Source organism: Rhizobium sp. G21, assembly GCF_014158035.1.
Lineage (GTDB): Bacteria > Pseudomonadota > Alphaproteobacteria > Rhizobiales > Rhizobiaceae > Rhizobium_E.
On sequence record NZ_JACFXW010000001.1, the window covers coordinates 1261439 to 1278928 of the forward strand.

The 17490-nt window shown below is 64.2% G+C and carries 9 protein-coding genes and 5 pseudogenes; 10 read left to right on the forward strand and 4 right to left on the reverse strand.

Features of this window, described 5'->3' with window-relative positions:
• Positions 1 to 85: 85 nt before the first annotated feature.
• The 4 genes from H2O14_RS06530 to H2O14_RS06545 form a co-directional block, all read right to left on the reverse strand.
• The gene (locus tag H2O14_RS06530) at positions 86 to 1882 is read right to left on the reverse strand and encodes a methyl-accepting chemotaxis protein (RefSeq protein WP_182827003.1); all 1797 of its coding nucleotides are present in this window, start codon (positions 1880 to 1882) and stop codon (positions 86 to 88) included.
• Between the two features lie 224 nt (positions 1883 to 2106).
• A complete protein-coding gene (locus H2O14_RS06535) occupies positions 2107 to 3882 on the reverse strand; it encodes a PAS domain-containing methyl-accepting chemotaxis protein (protein WP_182827004.1) in 1776 nt (591 codons plus the stop codon).
• 280 nt (positions 3883 to 4162) lie between these two features.
• Positions 4163 to 4603, reverse strand: a complete 441-nt coding sequence (locus tag H2O14_RS06540) for an RpiB/LacA/LacB family sugar-phosphate isomerase (protein ID WP_182827005.1) — start codon at positions 4601 to 4603, stop codon at positions 4163 to 4165.
• A gap of 31 nt (positions 4604 to 4634) precedes the next feature.
• Positions 4635 to 5405 carry a triose-phosphate isomerase gene (locus tag H2O14_RS06545; RefSeq protein ID WP_182827006.1) on the reverse strand — a complete coding sequence of 257 codons (771 nt, stop codon included), beginning with the start codon at positions 5403 to 5405 and terminating at the stop codon, positions 4635 to 4637.
• 371 nt (positions 5406 to 5776) lie between these two features.
• Between H2O14_RS06545 and H2O14_RS06550 the strand changes: the two genes are divergently transcribed.
• From H2O14_RS06550 to H2O14_RS06595, 10 genes and pseudogenes are all read left to right on the forward strand, one after another.
• Positions 5777 to 6745, forward strand: coding sequence for a sugar-binding transcriptional regulator (locus H2O14_RS06550; RefSeq protein WP_182827007.1), 969 nt, complete (start codon positions 5777 to 5779; stop codon positions 6743 to 6745).
• A gap of 121 nt (positions 6746 to 6866) precedes the next feature.
• On the forward strand, positions 6867 to 8312 hold the full coding sequence (locus H2O14_RS06555; RefSeq protein ID WP_182827008.1) for an ABC transporter substrate-binding protein: 1446 nt from the start codon (positions 6867 to 6869) through the stop codon (positions 8310 to 8312).
• 188 nt (positions 8313 to 8500) lie between these two features.
• Positions 8501 to 9424, forward strand: a pseudogene (locus H2O14_RS06560) (carbohydrate ABC transporter permease).
• Positions 9425 to 9433: 9 nt separating this feature from the next.
• Entirely contained in the window at positions 9434 to 10291 is an 858-nt protein-coding gene (locus H2O14_RS06565) for a carbohydrate ABC transporter permease (protein WP_182827009.1), read from the forward strand.
• A gap of 2 nt (positions 10292 to 10293) precedes the next feature.
• On the forward strand, positions 10294 to 11412 hold the full coding sequence (locus H2O14_RS06570) for an ABC transporter ATP-binding protein (RefSeq protein WP_182827010.1): 1119 nt from the start codon (positions 10294 to 10296) through the stop codon (positions 11410 to 11412).
• Positions 11409 to 12532 (forward strand): annotated as a pseudogene (locus tag H2O14_RS06575) (ABC transporter ATP-binding protein). Before H2O14_RS06570 ends, H2O14_RS06575 begins: the two are co-directional and overlap by 4 nt.
• Positions 12529 to 14114: pseudogene (locus H2O14_RS06580) on the forward strand (FGGY family carbohydrate kinase). Before H2O14_RS06575 ends, H2O14_RS06580 begins: the two co-directional pseudogenes overlap by 4 nt.
• A gap of 4 nt (positions 14115 to 14118) precedes the next feature.
• Positions 14119 to 15156 carry a 2-hydroxyacid dehydrogenase gene (locus tag H2O14_RS06585; RefSeq protein ID WP_182827011.1) on the forward strand — a complete coding sequence of 346 codons (1038 nt, stop codon included), beginning with the start codon at positions 14119 to 14121 and terminating at the stop codon, positions 15154 to 15156.
• A gap of 7 nt (positions 15157 to 15163) precedes the next feature.
• A pseudogene (locus tag H2O14_RS06590) lies at positions 15164 to 15816 on the forward strand (class II aldolase/adducin family protein).
• A 2-nt stretch (positions 15817 to 15818) separates the two neighbouring features.
• Positions 15819 to 17344 (forward strand): annotated as a pseudogene (locus tag H2O14_RS06595) (glycerol-3-phosphate dehydrogenase).
• Positions 17345 to 17490 lie beyond the last annotated feature (146 nt).

The window sequence follows — 17490 nt, forward strand, 5'->3', positions numbered from 1 at the left end:
TGACGGAGCGCTGAGGCCGGGCGTCAGCAAGTTGTCAGGAAAGAAGAGCGCGTGGTTCTTCGGCGACGGAGGCCTGCCGGCGGCCTCAGAACTCTTCCCAATCGCCGCCATTGGCGACTTTCTTGAGCGGGGCTGCGGGCGGCGCGGCGGCGCGGGCGGCGCGTTGCGGCGCCGGGCGGGCCGAGACGGGGGATGGGGCCGCTTTGGCGCGCGACGGCGCGGCGGAAGCCGGGGCCGCGCCCGAGGTGCGGAACTGGCCGATCAATGCCGCGAGCGCATCGGCGCGTTCGGCGAGCTGGTGGCTGGCGGCGTTCTGTTCCTCGACGCTGGCGGCATTCTGCTGCGTGCCCTGATCGAGCGCGGTCACGGCCTGGTTGATCTCCTTGATGCCGATGGTCTGCTCGCGGCTCGCCTCGACGATGGCCGTCACATTGCGGTCGATGTCCTGCACCCGGGCGACGATGGTCTCCAGGGCGCGGCCGGTGCGATCGACGAGATCGACGCCCGACTTCACCTGATTGGACGAGGTGGTGATGAGATCCTTGATCTCCTTGGCGGCCTTGGCGGAGCGCTGGGCGAGTTCTCGCACTTCCTGGGCGACGACCGCGAACCCCTTGCCGGCCTCGCCGGCGCGGGCCGCCTCGACGCCGGCGTTCAGCGCCAGCAGGTTGGTCTGGAAGGCGATCTCGTCGATGACGCTGATGATGTTGGAGATTTCCTTGGACGAATTCTCGATCTGGCCCATGGCGGCGACCGCGGCCGAGACGACCTGGCCGGATTCCTCGGCCGACTGGCGCGTCTGGCGGACCAGCTCGCCGGCTTCGGTGGCGCGGCGGCTGGAATCGTTGACCGTCTGGGTGATCTGTTCGAGGGCGGCGGAGGTTTCCTCCAGCGACGCCGCCTGCTGCTCGGTGCGTTTGGCGATGGAGCCGGCGCTGTCCAGCATTTCGCGCGAGGTGACGGCGATGTCGCGGGACGCGCCGGCGATTTCGCCGATGACGCGGTCGAGCTTGGCGACGGCGGTGTTGAAATCGTGCCGGGTGCTCTCCATGGAGCGGTCGACCTCGATGGTGACCTGGGAGATGAGGTTGCCGTCGGCCAGGTCGCCGATGGCGGCGCTCAGCGTTCGCACCGCCGTCATGCGCTCGGTCACGTCGGTGGCGAATTTGACGATGCGATAGATGGCGCCGCGCGAGGAGAAGACGGGATTGTAGGTGGCCTGGATCCAGACCTCCTTGCCGTTCTTGCCGACACGGCGATAGGTGTCGGAGAAGAACTCGCCGGCGCGCAGCTTCTTCCAGAAGTCGATATAGTCCTGCGAGACGGCGTAAGCCGGATCGCAGAACATGCGATGCCGCTGCCCGACGATCTCGCCCTTCTCATAGCCCATGGTCTGGCAGAAGGCGGAATTGGCTTCGACCACCACGCCGTCGGGATCGAACTCGACCACCGCGACCGACCGCTCCAAAGCGCGCAGCAGGTTCTCGTTGTGCAGCGAGACGATCTTGGTGGCGGTGATGTCTGCGGCGATCTTGACCACGCCGACGACTTTTCCATTCTGCGTGATCGGATCGTAGGACGCCTCGATCCAGACGTCGTGACCGTCCTTCGCAATGCGGCGGAACTGTCCGCGCTTATGCGCGCCTTCGGCGAGGTCACGCCAGAAAGCGCCATATTCGGCGGCTTCCCGGATAGCCGGCTCGACGAAAAGACGGTGATGCTGACCGACGATCTCGGCCTGCTCATAGCCGAGCGCCTTGCAGAAATTGTCGTTGGCGCCCAGGATGACACCTTGGGGCGTGAACCAGATGAGGGCATGGGAACGGGATATGGCTTCGTAGCGGGCGACCGCGCTACGCTTGGAGAAAAGCGAGCTGAGCATTGCAAGTCCTGCATCTGTGATCGTGCAAACAAGCTACGCCGCGCGGCTTAAGAAATGTTTTCAGTCGTTGCTAATATTGGCGCATTTGGAGATTTTTTGCTGTCTCGCAGACGCTTTTCCATCCAGGCGCGATAATGGCGACGCTTCGCGCATCCGACGGGCCGGCGGCGCGAAAGGCCAGCCGCCGGTCCCGCCTCTCCGCGCGTCGCTGCGCAGCGTCACCCTCAGAACTCTTCCCATTCGCCGCCATTGGCGACCTTCTTGAGCGGAGCGCTCGGCGTGACGGACGAACGGACCACGGGGCGCGGCGACGAGGGCGCCGCCCGCAGCGCCGCCGCCGGGGCCGCCGGGGCCGCCGCCGATGTGCGGAACTGGCCGATCAGGACCGCGAGCGCATCGGCGCGTTCGGCGAGATGATGGCTGGCCGCGTTCTGCTCCTCGACGCTGGCGGCATTCTGCTGCGTGCCCTGATCGAGCGCGTTGACCGCCTGGTTGATCTCCTTGATACCGATGGTCTGCTCACGGCTGGCCTCGACGATGGCCGCGACGTTGCGATCGATATTCTGCACACGCGTCACGATGGTCTCCAGCGCGCGGCCGGTGCGATCGACGAGATCGACGCCCGACTTCACCTGATTGGACGAGGTGGTGATCAATTCCTTGATCTCCTTGGCGGCCTTTGCCGAGCGCTGGGCGAGCTCCCGCACTTCCTGGGCGACGACCGCGAACCCCTTGCCGGCCTCGCCGGCGCGGGCCGCTTCGACGCCGGCGTTCAGCGCCAGCAGGTTGGTCTGGAAAGCGATCTCGTCGATCACGCTGATGATGTTGGAGATTTCCTTGGACGAATTCTCGATCTGGCCCATGGCGGCGACCGCGGCCGAGACGACCTGGCCGGATTCCTCGGCCGACTGGCGGGTCTGGCGGACCAGCTCGCCGGCCTCGGTGGCGCGGCGGCTGGAATCGTTGACCGTCTGGGTGATCTGTTCGAGAGCCGCCGAAGTCTCCTCCAGCGAGGCGGCTTGCTGCTCGGTGCGCTTGGCGATCGCGCCGGCGCTGTTGAGCATTTCGCGGGAGGTGACGGCGATGTCGCGCGAGGCCGCGAAGATCTCGCCGACGACGCGATCGAGCTTGACGACGGCGGTGTTGAAGTCCTGGCGGGTGCTCTCCATGGAGCGATCCAGAGGCGTGGCGACCTGGGATGTGAGATTGCCGTCGGCCAATTCGCCGATCGCGGCGCTCAACGTTCCCACGGCCTTCATGCGCTCGGTGATGTCGGTGGCGAATTTGACGATGCGATAGATGGCGCCGCGCGAATTGAAGACGGGGTTGTAGGTGGCCTGGATCCAGACCTCCCTGCCGTTCTTGCCGACGCGCCGATAGGTGTCGGAGAAGAATTCTCCGGCGCGCAGACGCTTCCAGAAATCGGCGTATTCCGGCGAGGATACATAAGCCGCGTCGCAGAACAGCCTGTGCTTCTGCCCGACGATCTCGCTCTTCTCGTAGCCCATGGTCTGGCAGAAGGCGGCGTTGGCGTCGACCACCACGCCGTCGGGATCGAATTCGATCACCGCCACCGACCGCTCGAGGGCGCGCAGGATGTTTTCGTTGTGAAGGGCGGCGATCTTGGTGGCGGTGATGTCGGCCGCGATCTTGACCACGCCGACGACTTTTCCGTTCTTCATGATCGGATCGTAGGAAGCCTCGATCCAGACGTCGTTGCCGGCTTTCGAAATGCGCCGGAACTGGCCGCGATTGGGCTTGCCGGCGGCGAGGTCGCGCCAGAAGGCGGCGTATTCCGCGCTGTCGCGCAGCGCAGCCTCGACGAACATGCGGTGATGCTTGCCGACGATCTCATCGAGGTCATATCCGATGGCGGCGCAAAAATTGGCGTTGGCGCCTTCGATCGTCCCGTCCGGGGAAAACCAGATGATCGCATGCGAATGAGAAAAGGCGCCGTAATGCTCAACCGCGCGGCGGTTGCTGAAAAGCGTCGACAACATGAGTATCCCCTGAGACGTGTGCAACCTTATGCTGCACGCCCAAGGTTAATGATGACTTTCTGAAACACCTCAAATTAGTATTGGTCAGTTTCATAATGGTTTTTCTTGCTTTTTATGAACCTAAATTGTCTTTCCAGCAAGAAAGGCGATTTTCACCGCAACCCAGAGAATATCCGCCCCGTTTGAACTCAGGGCCGGTCAAATCACGCTCATTCCCCCGCGATGTCAGCGCCCGCGCGGCGCTCGGGCTGCGCGGACGCCGGACATACGGAGTTTTCGCTCACCCCTTCTTCTCATCCAGCCGGTTGATCGCCTCGACATTGCCGGCGGAGGAGCCGTTGGGGTCGAATTCCGAGGCGAGCCACATGTCGACGATGGCCTTGGCGAGTTCGGGACCGATGACGCGGGCGCCCATGGTGATGATCTGGGCGTTGTTGGATTTGGCGGCGCGTTCGGCGGAATAGGTGTCGTGGGTGAGAGCCGCGCGGATGCCCGGCACTTTGTTGGCCGAAATGCAGACGCCGATGCCGGTGCCGCAGCAGAGGATGCCTCGATCGTTTTCTCCGCTGACGATGGTCTCGGCGAGATCGCGGGAGAGATCGGCGTAGAAGCCGGATTTCGACAGGTTGACGATTTCGAGATCCGGACGGGTCTTGAGATGGGCTTCGATGACGTCGATGAGCGGCTTGCCGGCGCTGTCGGCTCCGAGGGCGATTTTCATGGTGGTCTCCATTGTGTTGGGATGAGAAGCGTCAGGCCGCGTCGAGGGCCTTGGCGACGCGGGCGAGAATGTCGAGATAGCCCTGAGGCTCCCAGGCGGAGCGGCCGATGAACAGGCCGTCGATATGCGGTTGGGCGATCAGTTCCGCGCAATTGCCGGGATTGACGCTGCCGCCATAGAGAACGGGAACGTCGCGGCCCAAGGCGTTGCGCGCGATGTCGGCGATGTTTGCGTGGCGGGTGTCGGCGTAATCGGCGGTGGCGGGGATGCCGTTGACGCCGATGGCCCAGACCGGCTCGTAAGCCAGCAGAACCGGGGCGAATCGGGCGTCGCCTTCGAGGCCCGACAATGCGCCTTCGACCTGGCGTTTCAACACCGCGTCGGCTTCTCCCGCCTCGCGCTCGGCCAATGTCTCGCCGATGCATATCAGCGGCGTCAGGCCGTGGCGGACGGCGGCGGCGGCTTTCAGGCCGACGGTGCGGTCGGTTTCGCCGAAATGTTCGCGGCGTTCGCTATGGCCGAGCTCGACCAGATCGAGGCCGCAATCGGTGAGCATCAGCGGCGAGATTTCGCCCGTCCAGGCGCCGTGATCGTCCCAATGCATGTTCTGCGCGCCGACCTTGACGGAGGTCTCCTTCAGTCGCGCCTTGACCTCGCGGACGGCGGTGAAGGGCGGAATGACGAAGCGTTGGATGCGCGGATCGCGCGCCGCATCGCTCGCCGCCAGCGCCTCGGCGAAGGCCATGGCTTCGCTGAGCGTCTTGTTCATCTTGAAGCTGGTGCCGACCCAGACCATGCGCATGCTTGCCTCCCTGATTTCCGGAGAAACATAACATCAGCTCTCGTCTTTGCAACATCGGAATGTGATAACGCGCCATCAAGATGTTACATTCGACGACGGTCTCGTTCGTGCGAATTCGCAGCGCCGCCCTGCATCGCCTTTCGCGCACCGCGTCGACGCCGTCATCGACTGCTGCGGCGCCACATGACGTGACGCATTGCAAAACAACATTTCGGTGTGACGGAACCAATAGGGCATTGACAAAATTTTCAGAACATGAAAATTCTTTCGTGAAATTTTTTCGGCCAGACAAAAAAATATCACGCACTGCGGTAGACGCAGCGCAGCTAAACCGAGCAATCGGAAGGCCGACGGGAGGAGAAACAGAGACCATGGCCCTATCGGCTTCAGGCGGCTTTCGCGACGACGAGACCAGCATGGCGACCCGCGCCGCCTGGCTGCATTACGCCGGCGGCCTGACCCAGGCCGAAGTCGCCAAGCGTCTGGGCCTTTCGTCGCTGAAGGCGCATCGGCTGATCATGAAGGCCAACCAGGAAGGCCTGGTGAAAGTCTACATCGACTCCGACGTCTCCGAATGCGTCGAGCTCGAACAGAAGCTCTGCGAGCGCTTCGGCCTGACCTATTGCGAGGTCGCCCCCGATTTCGACAGCGACGAGCTTCCCCTGAAGGCGCTCGGTATTTCGGGCGCGCAATACCTCAAGCGCGAGATCGAAAGCGGCGAGACCAAGCTGATCGGCGTCGGCCACGGCCGCACGCTGGCCGCCTGCGTCGATTACCTGCCGCGCATGGCCAACACCAAGGCGCGCTTCGTATCGCTGCTCGGCGGCCTGACCCGCAAATTCTCCGCCAATCCGCATGACGTGATCCACAGGCTCGCCGAGCGCGTCGCGGCGGAAGCCTATGTGATGCCTGTGCCGTTTTTCGCCAACACCGTGGAGGACCGCGACGTGCTGTTTTCCCAGCGCGGCGTGCTCGACGTGTTCAACCTCGCCAACAGCGCCGATCTGCTGCTCGTCGGCATCGGCACGGCCGAGCGCGAGGCCTCGCTGGTCTCCACCGGCATGATCGAGACCAGCGAGATCGAGGAGATCAAGCATGCGGGCGCGGTGGGCGAAATGCTCGGCCATTTCTTCGACGCCGAGGGGCGTCCGGTCGAGACCATGCTGTCGAACCGCACCTTCACTTTGTCGCGCGAGGCGCTGAAGAACCGCCGCATCGTGGCGGTGGCGGGCGGCAAGCACAAGGCGCGGGCGACCCGCGCCGTGCTTAAAAGCGGATTTCTGTCCGGCCTCATAACCGATGAGCGGACTGCGGTCGAGCTGATGGCCGACGGGACTTGAGTTTTCCCGTCCGCGCCGCTGAGGAGAGCGGGACGGATGGGGCGCAGGAATTACCGGTCAGGGTGGCCGGTATGGCTCGACAGAGCCGAGGAGACACCCAACTCGTGGAGGAGATACGGATATGCATGAGAAGGAAAAGGATCTGATCGACGCCTTCCTGCGCGGCCAGGTGGACCGTCGCGGCCTGTTGAAGGGCCTCGGCGCACTGGGCGTGACCGCGGGAACGGCCGGCATGCTGATGGGCATGATGCAGAGCCAGGCGCTGGCCGCCGACTTCGACTGGAAGGCGCATTCGGGCAAGTCGCTCAAGCTTCTGCTCAACAAGCATCCCTATGCGGATGCGATGATCGCCAACCTCAAGACGTTCACCGACATGACCGGCATCAACGTCACCTATGACGTGTTCCCGGAAGACGTCTATTTCGACAAGGTCACGGCGGCGCTGTCGTCCGGCTCCAGCGAATACGACGCCTTCATGACCGGCGCCTATATGACCTGGACCTATGGCCCGGCCGGCTGGATCACCGACCTCAAGGAATGGATCAACGATCCCGCCAAGACCAACCCCAACTATGCCTGGGACGACTTCCTGCCCGGCGTCAAGAACTCCTGCGCCTGGAACGGCACGCCCGGCGGCGCGCTCGGCTCCGACGACGCCAAGCAGTGGTGCATTCCCTGGGGCTACGAGCAGAACAACCTCTCCTACAACAAGGCGATGTTCGACAAGGTCGGCGCCAAGGTTCCGACCAATATCGACGAGATGATCGACACCGCCGCCAAGCTGAGCAAGGATGTCGGCGGCGGCGTCTATGGCATCGGCGTGCGCGGCTCGCGCTCCTGGGCGACCATCCATCCGGGCTTCCTGTCGGGCTATTCCAACTTCGGCCAGAAGGATCTCAACGTCTCTGCCGACGGCAAGCTGTCGGCCGCGATGAACACGAAGGAGTCCAAGGACTTCCACGCCAAATGGGTGCAGATGATCCAGGACAGCGGCCCGAAAGACTGGTCGACCTACACCTGGTATCAGGTCGGCACCGATCTCGGCGCCGGCGCCTCCGCCATGATCTACGACGCCGACATTCTCGGCTACTTCATGAACGGCGGCGACAACAAGATGAAGGGTCAGCTGGCTTACGCGCCGTTCGCGGCCAATCCGGCGGCCGAGGGACCGACGCCGAACATCTGGATCTGGTCGCTGGCCATGTCCAACTTCTCGAAAGACAAGGACGCCACCTGGTACTTCCTGCAATGGGCCACAGGTCTGGAACACGCCATCTTCGGCGCGACCAAGATGGACTTCGTCAACCCCGTCCGCAAGAAGGTCTGGGCCGACCCGATGTTCACCGAGCGTCTCAACAAGTCCTATCCCGGCTATGTCGAAATGCATGACAAGTCGGCTCCGGGCGCCTCGATCAAGTTCACGGCCCAGCCGCTGTTCTTCGACGTGACGACCGAATGGGCGGCGACGCTGCAGAAGATGGTGGCCAAGGAAGTGCCTGTCGACGAAGGCCTCGACCAGCTGGCGCAGTCGATCGACAAGCAGCTGCAGGAAGCCGGCCTCGGCTGATCGAAAGCTCCCCAAAGGGCTCCAAAGCGGGGCGCCCTTTCGCGACCGTAACCCTCTTTTGCGTCGCGCCCCGCAGGCGGCCGGGTTGTTCTCCCTGGCCCGGCCGCCTCTTCTCTCATGACATGCGCGATGGACGGAGCGATCCGTCCATCCAATGATGAAAACACTCCAAGACAATGGAGCGAAACATGGCCGAGACAGTCGCCGCAAAACGGGCCCCGTCGGGCTTCAGGATCTCCAAACGCGTCCTGCCCTATGTGCTGAGCCTGCCCGCGCTGCTGGTCTGCATCGGGATCCTCATTCCCTTCGTCACCGCGGTGATCAGCTCCTTCCAGCGCTACCGGCTGTCGCAGCCTTGGGCGCGGAAATTCAACTGGGGCGAAAACTACCTCAATTTCTTCACCGATCCGAGCTTCTGGAACACGCTGAAGATCTCGCTCGTCTATGCCGGGCTGACGGTCGTGCTGGAACTGCTGCTGGGGCTCGCCATCGCGCTGTTGCTGCAGAAGCGCTCGACGGTGAACAATTTCATCTCGATCATGTTGCTTTTGCCGCTGATGACCGCGCCGGCGCTGGCCGCGCTGATGTGGAAGCTGATGACCAATCCGGGCTTCGGCATCCTCTCCTATGGCGCAAGCCTGATCGGACTGTCGGATTTCCGCTGGGCGTCCTCGCCGTCGACGGCGCTGTTCACCGTCGTGCTGGTGGGATATCTGGGTCTATACGCCCTTCATCATGATCCTGCTGCTCGCCGGCCTGCGTTCGCTGCCGACCCAGCCTTTCGAGGCGGCGGCGCTCGACGGCGTGCCGCGCAGCTTCGTGTTCTTCCGCATCACGCTGCCGATGCTGACGCCCTATATCCTGACGGCGACGCTGTTTCGCCTGCTCGACAGCATCCAGCAATTCGACATCATCTATGCGATGACCCAAGGGGGCCAGGCGATACGCTGACGGTGTTCCAGGTCGAGGCCTATCTGAACTTCTTCCAAGCGACCAATGTCGGACGCTCGGCGGCGCTGATGATCATCCTCTGGGCCATCACCTATTTCCTCTCAAACCTCTTCATCAAGAACTGGCTGCGGCTGCGCGAACGCGCCCGCGGCGAAGCGTGAGGCCCGATCATGGAAACCACCTCCCCCATCGAACGCGTGCTGCGCGGCGTTGCGCTGACCCTGGTCGTGATCTTCTTCATGTTCCCGATCCTGTGGATCTTCATGATGAGCTTCCAGACCAACGAGACGATCCTGTCGATCCCGCCGAAAGTGGTGTTTTCGCCGACGCTCGAAAACTATCAGGCGCTGATCACCGGCAAGCTGGTCTCCAATGCCGGCACGCTCGACATCGCCTTCATGCGCAATCTCGGCAATTCCGTGCTGCTGTCGGTCGCCTCGGTGGCGGTGGCGTTGTTGCTCGGCGTGCCGGCGGCCTATGCTTTCGCCCGCCACAAGTTCAAGGGCTCGGAGGACATCGCGTTCACGCTTCTGTCCTTCCGCTTCGCGCCGCCGCTCTTGGTGCTGTTGCCGCTCACCCAGTATTTCCAGTGGATGGGGCTGGCCAACACCTATATCGGCCTGATCTGGGTCTATCAGCTGATCTGCCTGCCGCTGATCCTGTGGATCGTGCGCGGCTATTTCGAGGACATCTCGGCTGACGTCGAATACGCCTACCGCATCGCCGGTCACGGCTGGTTCGCGACCTTCCGCAAGATCGCCCTGCCGCTCGCAGGGCCCGGCATCGCGGCGGCCGGCCTGCTCGCCTTCATCTTCGCCTGGAACAATTTCGTCTTCGCGCTGGTGCTGGCGTCGGCCGACAAGCAGCCGGTGACGGTGGGCGCGCTCGCCTTCGTGACCGCCTCGGGCATTCAATACGGCCAGATCGCCGCGGCCATCGTGCTGTCGATCGCGCCGACGCTGGCGCTCGCGCTCTACGCCCAGCGCTACCTCGTCGAAGGCCTGTCGCTCGGCGCGGTGAAAGGATAATCATGGCTACGCTCGAACTCAAAAACATCACCAAGCGCTTCAAGACGCACACGGTTATCGACGATCTGTCCTTGAGCATTGCAGAAGGCGAACGGCTCGTGCTGTTCGGCTCGTCCGGCGCCGGCAAGACGGTGCTGCTCAGGCTGATCGCCGGCGTCATCGATCCCGATCAGGGCAAGATCCTGATCGGCGGCGAGGATGTGACCGATCTCGACGCCGAATATCGCGGCATCGGCATGGCGTTTCAGAACTTTGCGCTGTTTCCGCATATGGACGCCTTCGCCAATATCGCCACGCCGCTCGAGGCGCGCGGCGAGAAGGACGGCGCCATCAAGGCCGGCGTCGAAAAGGTCGCCAAGCTTCTGAAGATCGACCATGTGCTGACGCACAGGCCCAAGGCGCTGTCGAACGGCCAGAAGCAACGCACGGCGCTGGCGCGGGCGCTGGCCGGCTCGCCGCCGGTGCTGCTGCTCGACGATCCGCTTCGCAATGTCGACGCCAAGCTGCGTTTCGAAATGCGGCTGGAGCTGCCGCGCGTGCTGGCCCGCCAGGGCGCGACCACCATCTATGTGACGCAGGACTATAAGGAAGCCATGGCGCTCGGCGACCGCATCGCGGTGATGGCGCATGGCAAGATCCAGCAGATCGGCGCGCCCGAGGACATCTATCTCCGTCCCGCCAATGTCGAGATCGCCCGTCTCTTCGGCGACCCGACCATCAACCTGCTGGAGGTGACGCCGAAAAGCGATGCGGGCGGCGTCTATTGCGAGATCTCCAATGTGCGGGTGGCGCTGCCGCATGTGGCGCAAAGCGCCGCCGGCAAGCCCGCGGTGCTCGGCCTCCGGCCCGAGACGCTGCGCTTCGTGGATCCCTCGTCCGAGAACGCCGTGCCTGTCACCGTGGAGGCGGAAACGCCGCTCAACGAGAAGACGGTGACGCTGGCGCTGACGGCGCGCGGCCGGGAAATCCTGGTGTCGCGGCCGGCTGGAACGCCGGGACCGACGCAGGGAAGCGCGGCGATCGCCATCGACGGCGGCCAGGCCTTCCTGTTCGACAAGGCGACGGGCGCGCGCCTGTCCGACAATGACAAAGCCCAGAAGCATCAGGGAGTCGCGGCATGATGGACACCGCCCTCAGAATCGACGGCGTCGACAAATTCTATGGCCCCGTGGATCACGGCGTGCATGCCGTCAAGAAGCTGACCATGGATGTGAAGAAGGGCGAGATCATCGCGCTGCTCGGCTCGTCCGGCTGCGGCAAGACCTCCACGCTCCGGATGATCGCCGGCTTCGAGCCGGTGTCGCGTGGACAGATATCGCTCGGCGGACGGCCGGTGCATATGCTGGCGCCGGTCAAGCGCAATGTCGCCATGGCGTTCGAGGGCTATTCGCTCTATCCGCCGCTGACGGTGAAGGAGAACATGGCCTTTGCGCTCAAGGCCGCCAAGCTCTCCAACGCCGAGGTGGAGGAAAAGGTCGCCTATATCGCCAAGCTTCTGGAGATCGAGGATATTCTCGGCCGCTATCCCAGCTCGATCTCGGGCGGCCAGCAGCAGCGCGCTTCCCTGGGACGGGCGCTGATCCGCAATGCAGACCTGCATCTGCTCGACGAGCCGATGGGCCAGCTCGAGCCGCAATTGCGCGCCGTGCTGCGCGGCCGCATCAAGCATTACATCAAGGAGCGCGGGCTGACCGCCATCCTCGTCACCCATGACCAGACGGAAGCCAATGCGCTGGCCGACCGGATCGCGGTGATGGAAGGCGGCGTGCTGCAACAGTTCGACACGCCCGAGATGATCAAGGAGCGGCCCGCCAATCTGTTCACCGGCACCTTTGTGGGCGAACCGCCGATGAACGTGTTTTCCGCGAGCGTCGCAACATCCGGCGAGAGCGTGTCCTTCGGCCTCGGCGACGGCGTCAAGCTCGACTATCCGGCCTCGGCCTTCGCGCCGGAAGTGCGGGCGGCGCTCGGCAAGCGTCAGCGCGTGACGATCGGCATCCGGCCCTATGCGGTCAAGCGCGCCGATGACGGCGTGGCGGCGAAAGTGGCGGTCAATCAATGGCTGGGCGACCAGACCCATATCGCCGCCGATTTCGCCGGCGCCACCATGGTGCTGGTCGAGCATGACCGGGTGAGCCTCACCCCGGCGAGACGATCCGCATCCATCTCGCGCCGAAAAGCCTGCATGTATTCGACGCCGAAACGGGCGTTGCGATTTCGCATGGAGATCAATTGGCATGAGCGGCGGAGCGGTGAGACGCGACATCGTGATCGGCATCGACGCAGGCACGTCGGTGCTGAAATCCGTCGCCTTCGATCTCGCCGGCAATCAGCTGGCGGTGGCGTCGATCCCCAACCATTACGAGGCGGAAGGGCGTGCGGGCTGGGTGCAGGATATGACCCGCACCTGGGCGGACACGGCCCGCACGCTCGCCGACCTCGCAGACAAGATCGACAATCTCCGGGAACGCGTGGCGGGCGTCGCCGTCACCGCGCAAGGCGACGGCACATGGCGGATCGATGCGGCGGGCAATCCCATCGGCAAGGGCTGGCTGTGGCTCGACGCCCGCGCCGGCGCGATCGTCGACCGGCTGCGCGGCGACAGCCGCGACATCGCCCGCTACCAGACCTGCGGCTCGGGCCTCGCCGCCTGCCAGCAGGGACCGCAGCTGAAATGGATGCTGGAAAACGCCCCCGAGATGCTCGACGGCGTCACCACCACCTTCCACTGCAAGGACTGGCTCTATTTCAAGCTGACCGGCCAGCGCGCCACCGATCCGTCCGAGGCCGTGTTCACGTTCGGCGATTTCCGCAAGCGCAGCTATAGCGAAGAGGTGATCGATTTTCTCGATCTCCGCCACAAGCGAAGCCTGTTGCCTGAGATCGTCGATGGCGCGACCACGCATCACCCGCTGACCGAAGAGGCGGCGCGTCTAACGGGCCTGCCCGTGGGCACGCCTGTCGTGCTCGGCTATGTCGACGTGGTCTGCACCGCGCTCGGCGCTGGCCTCTATGAACCGGGCGTGCAAGCGGGCTGCTCGATCGTGGGATCGACCGGCATGCATATGCGCTTCGCGGAAAGCCCCGAAGACGTCTGGCTGAACGCCGACCAGACCGGCTACACGATGTGCTGGCCCGTGCCCGGCGCCTATGCCCAGATGCAATCCAATATGGCGGCGACGCTGAATATCGACTGGATCATCTCGGTGGCTTCGGGGCTGCTCAAGAGCATGGGCGTCGAGAAATCGAAGAGCGAGCTTCTCGGCCATCTCGACACATGGCTCGCCGGCGCGACGTCCGACCCGATCCTCTACCATCCCTATATTTCCGACGCCGGCGAGCGCGGGCCGTTCGTGGACGCCACCGCACGCGCCTCGCTGGTGGGGCTGACGATGAATCACGGCTTCGGCGATCTCGTCCGCGCCGTGTTCGACGGGCTCGCCATGGCGGCGCGCGATTGCTACACGGCGATGGGGCCGACGCCCGACCGGGTGCGGCTGACCGGGGCGCAGCGCGCTCGGCTTCGCTGCGCGCCATTCTCGGCGGCGCGCTGAACGCCGGCGTGCAGACCTCGACCCGCGAGGAAGCGGGCGCGGCGGGCGCCGCGATGATCGCCTGCGTGTCGCTCGGCGTCTATCCTGACATGGCGGCCTGCGTCGCCGACTGGGTGAGCCCCTGCCTCAAGCCGGTGGAAGCGCCGGATGCTGCGATTACGGCGCGCTTCGACCGCGCCTTCGACCCTTACCGTCAGACGCGGACCGCGCTCCGCCCGATCTGGCACATGCTCGCGGAGGCTCCCGAAGCCCCGCTTCGAAAGGACTGAGAGAATGAAGAAGATTGCGATCATCGGCGATCGTTTCATGCTGCCGAGCGTGTTTCGCGACAAGATCGTCGAAGCCTGCGGCGAGGACTTGGACATCCGCATGCTCGAGCAACCCTGGCCGGACGAGCCGATGGAGCATGGCTATGCGGTAGAAGGCATGGCCGGGCTCAAGGAATATATGGGGTCTGCCGACGAGATCGTCTCGTTTGTCGATGATGCGGAAATCCTGGTGACGCAGCTTGCGCCGCTGTCGTCCGGCATGTTCGCGCAATTGCCCAATCTCAAATGCGTGGCGGTGTCGCGCGGCGGCCCTGTCAACATCGACATGCAGGCGGCGCGGGCTGCGGGCGTGCGCGTGGTCAACACGCCGGGCCGCAACGCATCCGCCGTGGCCGAATTCACGCTGGGCGCGATCCTCGCCGAGACGCGGCTGATCCGCATGGGACACGAAAGCCTGCGCGCCGGCGAATGGCGCGGCGATCTCTACCGCGCCGACCGCACGGGCCGCGAACTCTCGGAAATGACCGTGGGCGTGATCGGCTACGGCAATATCGGCACCAAAGTGGTGCGGTTGCTGCGCGCCTTCGGCACGAAAGTCATCGTGCATGACCCCTATGTGCAGCTGTCCGCCGATGATTTGAACGGCGGCGTCGAACAGGTGTCGTTCAACGATCTCCTGTCGCGCGCCGACATCGTGACCCTGCATCCCCGGGTGACCGAAGAGACCAAGGGCATGATGAATGCGGACAGCTTCGCCAGGATGAAGAAGGGCGCGATCTTCGTGAACACCGCGCGCGGGCCGCTCTGCGATTACGATGCGCTTTACGAGGCGCTGATCAGCGGCCAGCTTTCCGCCGCCATGCTGGAAACCTTCGCCGTGGAGCCCGTGCCGGCCGACTGGCCGCTCTTGCAGCTGCCGAATGTGACGCTGACCCCGCATATCGCCGGGGCCTCGGTGCGCACCGTGACCTATGCCGCCGAAATGGCGGCGGAAGAGGTGCGCCGCTACATCGCCGGGCTGCCCCCGGTCAATCCCTGCTGAGGCTGTCATGAGCACGGAAGACATCATCCGCCGCTCCATCATCGAAAGCTGCCGGGCGATGAACGCGTCCGGGCTGAACCAGGGGACGTCGGGCAATATTTCGGTGCGCTATGGCGAGAGCATGCTGATCTCGCCGAGTTCGATCCCTTATGACGAGGTGACGGCCGACATGATCGCCTCGATGCCGATCGCCGGCGAGCGCGGCGCCTATGACGGGCCGAAAGTGCCTTCGGTGGAATGGCCGTTTCATCTCGACATCATGCGCTCGCGGCCGGATGTGAATGCGGTGGTGCACACGCATGCGCCCTTCTCCACCATTCTCGCCATCGCCCGTAAGCCGATCCCCGCCTGTCACTATATGATCGCCGCTTTCGGCGGCAACGACGTGCGAGTGGCGGACTATGCGCGCTACGGCACGCAGGATCTGTCCGACAGCGTGCTCCGGGCGCTGGAAGGCCGCACCGCCTGCCTGATGGCCAATCACGGCATGCTGGCCTGCGGCGACAGCTTGAAAAAGCGATGTGGCGCGCGGTCGAACTCGAAACCATCGCCAAGCAATATTATCACAGCCTGCTGATCGGCGGGCCGGCGCTGCTGCCCGACGAGGAGATCGCCGGCGTCGTCTCGGCCTTTTCGGGCTATGGACTGAAGGAGAGCTGACCATGACGGCAGACAAGGGCATCATCGACCTGTTCGTGATCGGCGGCGGCGTCAATGGCGCCGGCATCGCCCGCGACGCCGCCGGACGGGGCCTGAGCGTGGTGATGGTGGAGAAGGACGATCTCGCCCAGGGCACCAGCTCCCGCTCCGGAAAGCTGGTGCATGGCGGGCTTCGCTATCTCGAATATTACGAATTCCGGCTGGTGCGCGAAGCCTTGATCGAACGCGAGGTGCTGCTCAATAGCGCGCCGCACATCATCTGGCCGATGCGTTTCGTGCTGCCGCACAACCCCGCCGACCGGCCCGCCTGGCTGGTGCGGCTCGGCCTGTTCCTCTACGACCATCTCGGCGGCAGAAAGCGCCTGCCCGGCACCCGCAGCCTCAATCTGCGCACCGCGCCCGAGGGCGCGCCGATCAAGCCCGAATACACCAAGGCTTTCGAATATTCGGACTGTTGGGTGGACGACGCCCGCCTGGTGCTGCTCAACGCGCTCGACGCCAGGGACAAGGGCGCGGAAATCCTGACCCGCACCGCCTGCACCACCATCCGCCGCGACGGCAAGCTGTGGGATATCGAGACCACCGACCAGCGCACGGGCGCCAAGCGCCGTTTCAAAGCGCGCTGCGTGGTCAACACCGCCGGCCCCTGGGTCAATGACGTCATCGGCCGGGTGGCGGGGCTGAACTCCGCCCGCAGCGTGCGCTCGTCAAGGGCAGCCATATCGTCACCCGCAAATTCTGGGAGGGGCGGCAGGCCTATCTGGTGCAGAACCCGGACAAGCGGGTGATCTTCATCAATCCCTATCAGGACGACCTGACGCTGATCGGCACCACCGACATTCCCTATGACGGCAAGCCTGAGGATGTCGCGCCTGACGGAAACGAGATCGATTACCTGCTGAAATCGGTCAACCGCTATTTCAAGCAGCAACTGACCCGCGACGACATCGTCCATTCCTTCTCGGGCGTGCGGCCGCTCTATGACGACAACGCCGAAAATCCATCAGCGGTGACGCGCGACTATATTTTCGAGGTCGACGGCGACGGCGAGCGCGCGCCGCTGCTCTCGGTGTTCGGCGGCAAGATCACCACCTTCCGCAAGCTGTCGGAACATGCGCTGGAAAAGATCAAGCCGTTCTTCCCCGCCATGGGCGAGGCCTGGACGCGGCGCGGCGTGCTGCCGGGCGGAGCGATGCCCAATGCGGATTTCGACGAGTTCCTCGGCGAGATGAAACGGGTCTATCCCTGGCTGCCCGCCCCGGTGCTCAAGCATTACGCGCGGCTCTACGGCTCCAGGCTGGTGACGCTACTGGGCGACGCGCGCGGAATGGGCGATCTCGGCCTGTGTTTCGGCGGGGTATTCTACGAGCGCGAGGCCTATTTCCTGATCAGCGAGGAATGGGCGGAGACGGCGGAGGATATTCTCGACCGGCGGACGAAACATGGATTGAAATTGACCGACAGCGAGCGGGTGGCGTTTGCGGGTTGGATGGAGCAGCGGCGCGTGCAGGCGGGGGCGGCGGAGTGAGGTTTTCGTCGACAGGGTTGCGTTCCGGCTTACCCCCTCTGCCCTGCCGGGCATCTCCCCCTCAAGGGGGAGATTGGCTGGAAGCGGGCGCTCGGCCTCCTCCAGCCGCAGAGTTTGCCGCAGTCTCGACGTTGCGTGGAAGGCAG

Coding starts and splice junctions, on each gene's coding strand:
- H2O14_RS06565 (WP_182827009.1), top strand. CDS start 9,434: ATGGAAACCACCTCCCCCATCGAACGCGTGCTGCGCGGCGTTGCGCTG.
- H2O14_RS06555 (WP_182827008.1), top strand. CDS start 6,867: ATGCATGAGAAGGAAAAGGATCTGATCGACGCCTTCCTGCGCGGCCAG.
- H2O14_RS06540 (WP_182827005.1), bottom strand. CDS start 4,603: ATGAAAATCGCCCTCGGAGCCGACAGCGCCGGCAAGCCGCTCATCGAC.
- H2O14_RS06550 (WP_182827007.1), top strand. CDS start 5,777: ATGGCCCTATCGGCTTCAGGCGGCTTTCGCGACGACGAGACCAGCATG.
- H2O14_RS06535 (WP_182827004.1), bottom strand. CDS start 3,882: ATGTTGTCGACGCTTTTCAGCAACCGCCGCGCGGTTGAGCATTACGGC.
- H2O14_RS06545 (WP_182827006.1), bottom strand. CDS start 5,405: ATGCGCATGGTCTGGGTCGGCACCAGCTTCAAGATGAACAAGACGCTC.
- H2O14_RS06530 (WP_182827003.1), bottom strand. CDS start 1,882: ATGCTCAGCTCGCTTTTCTCCAAGCGTAGCGCGGTCGCCCGCTACGAA.
- H2O14_RS06585 (WP_182827011.1), top strand. CDS start 14,119: ATGAAGAAGATTGCGATCATCGGCGATCGTTTCATGCTGCCGAGCGTG.
- H2O14_RS06570 (WP_182827010.1), top strand. CDS start 10,294: ATGGCTACGCTCGAACTCAAAAACATCACCAAGCGCTTCAAGACGCAC.